Here is a 10,760-nt window from a genome sequence, read left to right as displayed (position 1 = left end):
GAAAGTGGTAGAACCGCGACGCTTGAGCCAGCACCAGTTCATCAGGCGAAGAACCTAAATAGATCGCGGCTTCGGCGAGGCTATTGGTGATCGCAGGTCGAGCAGCAGTAGGCAGCGGAAACTCAGTGATACGATTCTCGTGATCCGTCCACACCACCGAATCACCCACCACCGCCAGCCGCTGCGCCAGCGAATGACTCCAGCCAAACCCCAACCCGCAATCCACGTCCACGGCACTGGTGCGATACAGCCGCGTCCACTCAAACGGCAAAACCCCGTCCAGCGTGCCGTCAACCAGGGTCAGCAATTCCTCGCCGGTGACCATCGACACCGGGCAACCATTGGTTACGGTCTTGTCCGCGCTGGAAGCCGCATCGCCGTTCTGGTTTTTTCCGGACGAGGGCACATCATCGACATGTTCCTGCCTGACCAACGCCGTGCGCTGCGTCTTGCTGCGAACCGCCGGCACCGCGTTTGAAACCACTTGGTCTCCGGCCTTAAACGACGCTGCCGGGATGGTCTTGATAGGCGTTGCTGCACTGCCCAGCAACAAAGGCTTAGCCGCTTCGACATGTGTTTGCAGCGCTGGCCCCACAAGCTCATCGGCCAGGGTTTCAAGCCATTTGCGTACCCGTCCGGACTTGATATGCCCCAGCACTTGCACGCTCAGACGAATCCGAACCCCGATGCCCCGGGTCGCCCAAACCAGAAACAGACTGATCAGCACCTCACCGGTGATTTCCCCCAGCAATTCATACATGTCTGGCGGCGGCAGCATGCGTATCCAGCTAACCATTGCGGACAGGTAGATAAACAGCAGGGGCTCATCGCTGAGGACAAGCAGCCCCTGTGCGATTGCGTCACTGCCAAGTTTCAGCAGCTCATCAAGTTCGCCTTCAGTGATGTATTGCAGCAACTTCTCGCTGTTGGGCTTGATGTTCACCAGCAGGTCATACAGTTGCGAAACGTTGTCCCAAAGGTTGTAGAGCGCTTGGGCAATGCCGGTTAAAAAAGAGGCACCTTGGATGAAGCTGCGTTCGACAGCGTTTGCTTCTGAAAAAGCATGCCATTGCGGCTTGAAGGTCTTTGCCCACTCATCACGCAGACGAACTTCCAGCCCTGCAATTACCGACTGGTAAGACGCGTACAGCGCCTTGACGTGATCCTTGGAAACGTTGGGATAAAAGGTGATTTGATAGCGTTGGTCACGGGTGCATTCCTTGACTTCAAGAACGCCGCTGGGGCCGATGGTTTTATGAATCGGCGCGCCAGTTGGAGTACCGTCCAGTGCAATGGCTTGCAGCATCACTGGCGTATTGCCGATCGGCACGAACTGCGTGCTTTCGAACCTATGCACCAGGGTCAACGACCCCTGGGCTTGGCACATGGCAACGGTGCGATGGGAGGATTTGGAGGAAGCCGGCGCTACAAGCGCGACCTTTTCCCCCACCTTGAACACTTGCTCGACTTCCAGCGCAGAGCCACTCCAGAAGCTCTCGGCCCATTCGTCAAACGTGTTCAGGCATTGACGAAAATCACCAAAAACGCCTTCAACGTCGGGCGCTTTGGGATTCATGGGGGTCAAGACGAACTTGCCTATGATCGGAATCAACAGGCAACCCCATCGGGCAAGGCATTAACGGAGAAGTACATCGGCGGTCCCTCGCACTGGTTGATCAGGCGAGAGACTTTGGAGGGGTTCGTAAGGAAAAGAAGTCGGCGTTATTCGCCAGGAGCAGTAGGGCGTTTCTCCAAAACCCTCGGTAATCCGAGGGTTTTGTGTAGGTGTGGGATTACAGGGTAAAAAGTCTTACAGCTTGAGTTGCCCAATCGCCTTGCTCAACTCCCCAGCCAAGGTCGCCAGCTCATTGCTGGTCGTCGCCGACTCCACAGTCTGCTGCACCGTGTTCTCGGTCACATCGCGGATGCTCACCACCGCGCGGTTCATCTCCTCGGCGACATGGCTTTGCTGTTCGGCGGCCACGGCGATCTGGGTGTTGCTCTCGCGCATCTGTGCCACCGCACCGGTGATTTCGGCGAGGGCGGTGCCGGCTTCCTGGGCTTGCTGCACGCAGTCGTCGGCCTTGAATGAGCTTTCCTGCATGAAGTCCACCGCGTCGCGGGTGCCGGCTTGCAGTGCCGAGACCATGCGGGTGATTTCGTCGGTGGAGCTTTGCACGCGCTTGGCGAGGTTGCGCACTTCATCGGCGACCACGGCAAAGCCGCGACCCATTTCCCCGGCGCGGGCGGCTTCGATGGCGGCGTTCAGGGCAAGCAGGTTGGTTTGTTCGGCGATGCTGTGGATCACGCCGACGACGCTGTTGATTTTCTGGCTGTCCTCGGCGAGTTTCTGGATCATTTCCGCGGTTTGTTGCACACCGGTGGACAGCCCGGCGATCGAGCGTTGGACGCGGCTGACCACTTCCTGGCCGCTGCCGGCGAGGGTGTCGGCGGTCTGGGACAGGTCGCGGGTGGCGCCGGCGTGCTGGGCAATGTGGTAGACGGTGGCGGTCATCTCGTTGATCGCGGTGGCGGCCTGGTCGGTTTCGCTTTGCTGGCCGAGCATGCCGTGCTGTACCTCGTTCATGCTGCTGGCCAGGCGTGCGGCGCCCTCGTCGAGTTGCTGGGCGGTGCGGGCCACGGTGTTGACCACCCGCTGGTAGCCGGCTTGCATGGCGTTGAACGCGCTGGCCATCTGGCCGACTTCGTCTTTGCAGGCCAGCGGCACGCGGGCCGACAGGTCGCCGGTTTTTTCCACGTGCAGCATCACGTCCTTGAGGGTATTGAGTTGGCTGAGCAGGAAGCGGATCAGCAGTTGCGAAGCACCGAGCATCGCCAGCATCAGGATCATCACCGCCACGGCGTAGTTGGCGAAGCGTTCGCCGAACACTTGGCTCAAGCTGCGCCCATAAGCCAGTACGGCGATGTGTTGACCGTCAGCGCGAGTGATCACCTCTGCCCCGATCAGCGGGTTCTCACCAAACAAGGGCAGGTGGCTAAGCTCCACCCAGCCGCTCGCCGTGCTGAGGGCTGACAGATCCTGATCGGCCAGTTGTGGGATTTGGCCACGTGCAAACGTCAGCCAATGCTCGCCTTTGGGCAGGGCGTTGTCGGCTGGCCAGGCGTTGAGCAATCGCCCCTGCGCCTGCGCCGAGGCCTGGGACGCGTCGTTGCGCGCCTGTTGTTCAAGCTGCACGGCGTAGATCACCAGCAACAACGTGGTGATGAACGCGACCGCGTTAACGGCCCAAAATTTGTATTTCAGCGAGATATTGCTAAGCCAGGCACCCATGGAAGGTTTTCTCTGATAGCGGAAACAGCATTGGCAAGGTGCCACTATTGTGCCGCTACTCAGGATGCCGGTTTTGACGTGGGTCAATGCGCCGCATCAATCCCGCTATTAATCCACGTGGGGCAGGCCAAAAAACGCACGGGCGCTGACGCTGCTGTGTTCGGCCAGGTCTTCTACCGTTTCGTTGCGGTGCAGGGCAACTTCGCGCAGGACTTCGGGCAGATAGGCCGGTTCATTGCGGCCATTTTTCGGTTTTGGGCGCAGGGTTCGCGGTAACAGGTAGGGCGCGTCGCTTTCCAGCATTAGACGGCCACGGGGAATTTCCTTTACGAGCGGATGCAGGTGCGTCCCACGGCGCTCGTCACAGATCCAGCCGGTGATGCCGATGTGCAAATCCAGATCGAGGTAGCTGAACAGCGCGTGTTGCTCGCCCGTGAAGCAATGCACCACGGCGGCGGTCAGGTGGTCGCGGTAGTCCTTGAGGATTTCCAGCAGGCGCTGATTGGCATCGCGCTCGTGGAGGAACACCGGCAACTTCAACTCAACGGCCAGGGCCAGGTGTTCTTCGAGGACTTTTTCCTGTTGCGGGCGCGGGGAAAAATCCCGGTTGAAGTCCAGCCCGCATTCGCCCACGGCACGCACGCGGCTTTCGTTGAGCAAACCGCGCAAACGCTTGGCGCTGTCGCCGTTCCAGTCGCTGGCGGAGTGGGGGTGGATGCCGGCGGTGCTGAACAGGCGCTGGCCGCTTTCATCGAGTTTTACGCAGAGTTCAAGGGCCTGTTCGCTGCCGTCGACACTGGTGCCGGTGAGTACCAATTGTTGCACGCCGGCGGCGTAGGCGCGGTCGAGGACGGCCTGGTGCCTCTCGTCGAAACTGGGGTTGGTCAGGTTGACGCCGATATCAATGAGTTGCATGGTGCTATCTCCGCCTGCGGCCGGAAAGCATATCAGAGCTGTAGATTTATAAGAAAAACTAAGAACTACAACGAGTTATAGCTGTCTTTGAACGTCGCAAGCGACATTGTGGTTAGCCGATAGCCTTCCACCCTGCCGCCATTGCACGCAAAGCCTGCGCATAAAGCGCTCTGTTTCTGACCCCCAGCACCTCGTTTTTCGCGAGAGCGCTGGCCAGTATTCTTTCCGGAGAGCGGATGATCCGACCCTCGGCGTTGCTTATGTTGTGCCTGACGTTATTGCTGCCCATGGCGGCGGTGGCGCGTCTGGACGGGCCGCTGGAAGTGACCAAGCCCGGCAAGGTGCGTGACCTGGCGCAAATTCGCTCCAGCCGCACCCTGCGTGTGCTGGTCAACCAGAGCCGAAACAGTTCCGGTGAGGTCCAGGGCCAGGCCATCGGCGTTGAATACCATCGCCTGCGTGCGTTCGAGCAGTACCTGAACGGCCACGCCCGTGATGGCGAAGAAATCACCCTCAAGATCATTCCCAAGGCCAAGGATCAGTTGCTTGGCGCGCTGGCCCGTGGGGAAGGCGACCTGGTGGCCCCCGGCGAATTGCTGGACGTGAAGGCCGCGCACAAAATCAGCACCAGTGACCCGATTGCCAGCGATGTGCCGCTGTGGCTGGTGGGAGTGAAGGGCGAGCGACGCTTTACCCGGCTGGAGCAGCTGTCCGGGCGCACCCTGGCCCTGACCACCGGCAGTGCGGCAGCGGATGCGATCAGCCAGGTCAACCAGAAACTGGCCCTGCACAAGCAACCGCCGGTGAAGGTGGAGTGGGTCGACCCGACGTTGGCGGTGGAAGATGTGTTGGAAATGGTCCAGGCCGGGATTTTCCATCTCACCATCGTCGAAAAGCCGATAGCCGAGCGTTGGTCGAAGATATTGCCCAAGTTGCGCTTTGATCGGCAGGTGGTGATCAGCGAACCGGGCGACGAGTACTGGTTCGTGCGTCAGGATGCTTCGATGCTGCGGGCCAGCATTGACCGTTTCCTCAAGACGTATCACACGCCTTCCGACCAGGACGTGGCCTTCCAGCGTATCTACCGACGCCTGTACCAAGTGCGCAACCCGCTGGCCCGCGCCGACCGCCAGCGCCTGGAAAAGCTGCGGCCTATCCTGCAAAAACATGCGCGCGAGCAGGGCATGGACTGGCTGAACCTTGCCGCATTGGCCTTCAAGGAATCCGCGCTCGACCCCGGCGCGCGCAACAGCGGTGGCCCGACGGGTCTGATGCAGATCACGCCTTCTGCGGCGCAGCGGGTGGGCGTCAACAATATTGAGAGTCTCGACAGCAATGTGCAGGCGGGCGCCCGCTACCTGGCGATGATTCGGCGCAAGTTCTTCGCCAGCCCCAAATTGAACGAGCGTGAACGCATGGCTTTTGTGCTGGCGGCTTACAACATGGGGCCGGAGCGGGTTCAGGGTATGCGAGCCGAAGCCCGGCGACGCGGGCTCAACCCGAACCAGTGGTTCTTCCAGGTCGAGCGTATTGCCATGGAGCAGGTGGGGATGGGCGGCGTCAGCTATGTTAATAGCGTCAACAAATATTATTTGGCTTTCGATAGGGAGCGGGAGTCGCTGGAGCCGTCGGCACCCAAAATTGCCTCACGCAAATAATCTAATTTGTAGATATTAATCAGGCAGTTTTTCGGCTTTTATCATTGTTTAATCTGATTAATATAGCGGCCAACCAACCCCTACTTTGAAAAGGATTATCACCATGAGCCCACTAATCAACCGCATTCTGTCCACCCGCGCCGGTTACGGCTTGACCATCTTGCGGATTTTTGTCGGCATCATCTTTGCCGCCCACGGTTCGCAAAAACTCTTCGGCTGGTTTGGCGGTGGCGGTTTGGCCGGTACTGCACAGTGGATGGAGAGCATCGGCCTGGCGCCGGGCACGTTGATGGCGGTGTTGTCGGGTGGCACCGAGTTCTTCGCCGGCCTGGCACTGATCATCGGCCTGCTGGCGCGCCCTGCAGCATTGGGCCTGACCATCCTGTCGCTGGTAGCGATCTTCTCGGTGCATATCCATAACGGGCTGTTCATGGCCAACAACGGGTATGAGTTTGCACTGGCGCTGATCGGCGGCTCGCTGGCGGTGTTGTTCGAAGGCGCCGGCAAACTGTCTGCCGACCGTGCCATCGCCCACTGATAGACGCGTATAGATCTGGAAAAGCCCGCCATGAGCGGGCTTTTTCGTGGCCGTCGATTCTTGACACGGCCCCATCGGCTTCTCTAGGATGCTGCTCATGCGCCGATTTAAACAGCTAATTGCGGGGCGCCACTGGGACTCGATGCAGCCCGACAGAAACATGCACTCATCATGAGGCCGGTTTCGAAATTCCGCTAAAGCGCTGGTTCGGTGTTGCCTCTCACCTGCCCGCAGACTTTTGAGGCAGAGACACGACACGATGAATGCACTACGCCCCCTCATACGCCTGGCCCCGATCACTGCGGACCTGACTCAACGCAATCCGAAAATCCTGCTGGGCGGCAAGCACCAGCCGACGCTGTTGCGATACCTCGACGGTTGGCCACGTCGCACTGGGCGGCCTTCGGCGTTCCTGATTCAGTTTGTTGAAGAGGGTGATTCCCTGGCGCGCTTTGCCAGCAACAGCTTTGACCTTGCGGTCATCCAGGCGCCGAGTGCCGACGACGCCGCTGAGGTGATTCGCCAACTGACACGCATTGCCCGGCAAGGCCTGATTGCCCGTCGCTGATGACGCGTTTTTGAATGTCAGTGAAATGCTGCGGCAGAGCGGCGTCGGCGCTGGTACAGGCACAACGCCGAAGCGATCAGGCATAAGAGCAGCGGCACTGGAATGATCATCAGCAGCTTCAGGTTTCGCTCCGCGCGGTACACCTGCGCGTAGGCCTCGGCCCTTATCGCGTGCAGCTCCATGGGCAGTCTCAGGCGTTCCTTGTTGAGTGCTTGCAACTGGGTATTGGTGTGTACCGCTTGAGTGACGACGCCGGTGTCTTGCGGGTTCAAGCGCTGCCACTCCTGCTCGGTCTGATCAAGCCGGTGTTCCCGTTCGCCGGTATTTTGCGCATAGGCCTGTGCGGCTGCCTCACGCATTTGCTGCAATGGATGTATCGACTCGCTGGTCGTCGTGCGAGGGTGGAGGTTCGCCAGCGTAGCGGGAGCGGTCAAACTGTCCAAGGTATTCAAGACAAACAGCGCGTTGCTGTTGGGGGCTGAACGGATGACAGCGTCGGTGAGCAAGTCCGTGTCGGCGACCACCACGATCTGAACGTTCTCGGCCTTCTGCAAACCCGGCGACTGTCCCTTGATGCCGTCGGGAAAGGCCGAGTAGGCAGGCCCTTCGAGGCGAGCGGCGATCACGTGCGGTTGCGCCGGAGCCGATCCCTCATTGATGAGTGAATCGAACGCGGTTGCGGATGCCAATTGTCCGGCGTCCAGCAGTGCCGAATGTTTGGAGCTGCGCAGCAGTGGGGTCAACGTCGTACGGCTTTTTTTGATGCGCGAGAGTGCGCCGCTGCTTGATACGAGCACATTGTTCAGTTTCCACGTACTGATATCGTTCATTGCCATCGCCTGCTGCGGCAAATTCAACCTGGCCGGATGCAGGACTGGCGGTTCCTCATGCCCGAATGTGGCTGATGAAGCATAGAGATTATCGACCAGAACGCTGTCTGGCATCTGTATGCCCCATGCCGTCAGCAATCCGTTGAGCCTGGAGTCCGCAGGCGCCGCGCTTGCTTCCATTTCGCTCATCGGGTCGATGAATATCATCAGCTTGGCCCCCCTCAAAACAAATTGTTCAATCGCATACAAGGCTTGCTCGGGCAGCGCGCGCGGGTGAACGACCATCAGCGTGGCAATCGATTCAGGTACGTGTTCGATGTTGGGTTCCAGCTCTACCACATCGAAATGCCGGTGCATTTGCTCCAACACTTGCCCCGCTGACTGCTCCAGCGCCAGGCCGGACAGCAGGCCGATAGCGGGGGGCTTGGGGTTTTTCAGCTTGGCGATCAGGTGACCGATTTCATACTCGAGCAAAGCCTCGTGCTCAGGGCTGAAGGCTTCGATGCGTTGTGCGACCTGGCCCGCACGCGTGCCGATAAGGCCCAGGAAACCGTGCTGGTCATCAAGGCCGAACAAGCCGGCTTTGTAGGCATCCTCTGAGTGAGGTGCAGGGTCAATGACGTGCAGGTTGATCATGCCTTTGGCCGCTTTTTCATGCTCCTTAAGCAGGTCTTCCACGCGCTGACCATAACGTTTCATCGCCTGGCTTTTATCCGGATCGTGACGTGAATTGAAAAAATACAGGTCCACCGGGCTATCCATTTCTGCGAGCAATTGCCGCGCGGCGGGCGATAGCGTGTATTTTTTTTGTTGTGAAAGGTCCCAGCGAATATCAGGAAGGTGGTTGACCCAGACCAGGTTGAATGCCATGAAAAGCAACGATATGACCATCAGTGTCATACCTGTAACAAGAACGGATCGCATGCGTTGCTTTCCTTCTCAACTGACTTTGCAGTTAAGTGTGACGGTCGTTGCAGAGAGAAATGCAAGGATCATGCTGATGAAATACAAACTGTCACGAAGTGTCAGTTTTCCGTTATCGATAGCGTCGAAGCGAGAGAGTGGGTTCAGCGAAATAAAACTGTCGATCAGCCAGACCGGTGCCTGATGATCAATCGCGTCCACTATGGAAGAAAGACCGCTGACAGTAAGTAACAAGCCGAGTGTCAACAGGAAAACAGCGCCGCGTTGGCGCGTAAGTACGCAAATAAAACATCCCGCAGATAAATAACTTCCGGCCAGTAGCCAGCTGCTGAAGAACTGGGAGGCTATAACACTGTTGTCTGCAGTGCCGACATAGTTGGCGACGAGCACAATCGGGAACGTAAACAGCAAGGCAATGCCACACACAACCCAGGCGGCGAGAAACTTTCCGATTACCCATTCCGCCGCAGTGATGGGAAAGGTCTTCATGAGGTTGCACAGGCTGAGGGTGTGTTCGTCTGACCAAAGTTGCGTCGACAACGCTGGAATCAGCAGCAGATAAAGCCAGGGGTGTAACTGGAAAAACACCTGCAAGTCGCTGCTGTTTTGCTCCATCCACGGGTTCGTGTGCAACCCCAGCGCAGCGCACAGCACCAGGAACGCGGCAATACTCACGTAGGTGCTTGGCGTGCAGGCATAGCTGACGAGTTGACGCTTGAAAATGATCGGCAGCAGTTTCAAAGGGATGCCTCTTGGCTCAGATGGTGAACCACGTCGTGCAGTCGACCTGGCTCCAGGTAAAGCGACGTAATGTTCCAGCCACGACTGGCGATGAGCGCGTTAATAGAGGGAAAAATGGAGTGCCCAGGCATGGCGAGCACGGTGACCGTGCCGGGTGCGTGCCGATCTTCTTCTATGCCTGCAACGCCGGGTAATACGGCCAGTGCGAGTAAGTCCAGCGGTGTTTGCGCAGCCAGGGTCACGGCCCGAAAGTGCCGGGAATTGCCCTGCAACTCTGACAACGGGGTGTCGGAAATCAACTGCCCGCCGGCGATAACCAGAGCGCGCGTGCAGAAGCTCGACAGTTCGTCACAGTGACGGGAGGCAATGATGACCGTCATCTCTTCAGTCAATGACGTGATCAACGCTCTGAACCTGAGCCGCTGATCAGGCCCCAGGCCTTCGGCCGGCTCGTCCAGCAAAAGCAGGCTGGGGGTATGCAGGATCGCCTGGGCGATGGCGACTTTGCGCTGGACACTGATCGAGAGTGCATTGAGCGGGGCGTTGAGCACGGGTAACAAGTCCAGGCGTGTGGCTGCCCGATCGACACGCCTGCGCTGTTCGGCGCCACTGAATCCCCGCAGGGAAGCCATCAAGTTCAGCATGCTTTTGACCGACATCAGGTGATGGCTAAGGCCGCCTTGAAGTTGATAACCCAGGGCTTTTTTTACGTGAAGGGGATGAGTAAGGGAATTAAAACCCTGAACACTAATATGCCCGGAAGAGGGTTTAACTAAGCCGGATATCAAGTTCAGGAGCATCGTCTTGCCCGCGCCGTGCTCTCCGAAAATACCTATGCATTCCCCGCGCTGGGCGCAAAAAGAGAGGTCGGTGATCACGTCTCTTTTGCCCAGTTGTTTGGACAGGCTGCTTATTTCGAGCATTTGTGTACCGAGTGAAGAGGGCATGGGTAGTAAGGCGCCGCGGATGAACGTGTAGGCGTTAAAAAGGTTACGGTTAATGACTGCGCTTGGGAATGCGATGGCGGGTATATAAGAAAAGTCCTACGACAAGCCGGATAACTTGCTGAAACAATTGCGTTGTCTTCACGTTAATAAATGGTCGGATGTTTATCTGATGTTTTATGTAAGGTTCGCTTTTTGTAATGAGGCCTGATTGCCATGATGCTTCTACGTACCCTTGTCCTTGAACGCAGTGGTCAGGATGCTCCGGTCAACGGCGCACTGCTCTGCGGTTTTGCAGTGGCTCAGACCGCCTCCAATTTTCTGGTTTACAGCTTGGATGAAGAGACCGA

9 protein-coding genes are annotated in these 10,760 nt (G+C 58.1%); 3 read left to right on the top strand and 6 right to left on the bottom strand.

Features of this window, described 5'->3' with window-relative positions:
• The 3 genes from WBB95_RS16400 to WBB95_RS16390 all read right to left on the bottom strand — a co-directional run.
• Positions 1–1,612: DUF6531 domain-containing protein (locus WBB95_RS16400; RefSeq protein WP_424488545.1), on the bottom strand; the 1,612-nt coding region annotated here is incomplete at its 3' end.
• A gap of 198 nt (positions 1,613–1,810) precedes the next feature.
• Entirely contained in the window at positions 1,811–3,292 is a 1,482-nt protein-coding gene (locus WBB95_RS16395) for a methyl-accepting chemotaxis protein (protein WP_424488544.1), read from the bottom strand.
• A gap of 108 nt (positions 3,293–3,400) precedes the next feature.
• Positions 3,401–4,207, bottom strand: coding sequence for a TatD family hydrolase (locus tag WBB95_RS16390; RefSeq protein ID WP_424488543.1), 807 nt, complete (start codon positions 4,205–4,207; stop codon positions 3,401–3,403).
• A gap of 236 nt (positions 4,208–4,443) precedes the next feature.
• Between WBB95_RS16390 and WBB95_RS16385 the strand changes: the two genes are divergently transcribed.
• The 3 genes from WBB95_RS16385 to WBB95_RS16375 all read left to right on the top strand — a co-directional run bounded on the left by WBB95_RS16385 (position 4,444) and on the right by WBB95_RS16375 (position 6,971).
• Positions 4,444–5,865 carry a transglycosylase SLT domain-containing protein gene (locus tag WBB95_RS16385; protein WP_424488542.1) on the top strand — a complete coding sequence of 474 codons (1,422 nt, stop codon included), beginning with the start codon at positions 4,444–4,446 and terminating at the stop codon, positions 5,863–5,865.
• 103 nt (positions 5,866–5,968) lie between these two features.
• The gene (locus WBB95_RS16380) at positions 5,969–6,403 is read left to right on the top strand and encodes a DoxX family protein (RefSeq protein ID WP_424488541.1); all 435 of its coding nucleotides are present in this window, start codon (positions 5,969–5,971) and stop codon (positions 6,401–6,403) included.
• Between the two features lie 259 nt (positions 6,404–6,662).
• Positions 6,663–6,971, top strand: a complete 309-nt coding sequence (locus tag WBB95_RS16375) for a class I SAM-dependent methyltransferase (protein WP_424488540.1) — start codon at positions 6,663–6,665, stop codon at positions 6,969–6,971.
• Positions 6,972–6,988: 17 nt separating this feature from the next.
• Here the strand turns inward: WBB95_RS16375 and WBB95_RS16370 are convergent, their stop codons facing one another.
• The 3 genes from WBB95_RS16370 to WBB95_RS16360 are packed head-to-tail and all read right to left on the bottom strand — an operon-like array spanning position 6,989 to position 10,389.
• Entirely contained in the window at positions 6,989–8,725 is a 1,737-nt protein-coding gene (locus WBB95_RS16370) for a Gldg family protein (protein ID WP_424488539.1), read from the bottom strand.
• A 15-nt stretch (positions 8,726–8,740) separates the two neighbouring features.
• Complete coding sequence (locus WBB95_RS16365; protein WP_424488538.1) at positions 8,741–9,466, bottom strand: ABC transporter permease; 726 nt, start codon at positions 9,464–9,466, stop codon at positions 8,741–8,743.
• Positions 9,463–10,389: an ATP-binding cassette domain-containing protein gene (locus WBB95_RS16360; protein ID WP_424488537.1), complete on the bottom strand. Its 927-nt coding sequence runs from the start codon at positions 10,387–10,389 to the stop codon at positions 9,463–9,465. Before WBB95_RS16360 ends, WBB95_RS16365 begins: the two co-directional genes overlap by 4 nt.
• Positions 10,390–10,760: the final 371 nt, after the last annotated feature.

Source organism: Pseudomonas sp., assembly GCF_049645325.1.
Taxonomy (GTDB): domain Bacteria; phylum Pseudomonadota; class Gammaproteobacteria; order Pseudomonadales; family Pseudomonadaceae; genus Aquipseudomonas.
Note: the sequence above shows the minus strand (reverse complement) of the source record. Positions and strands in the feature narration are given on the sequence as shown.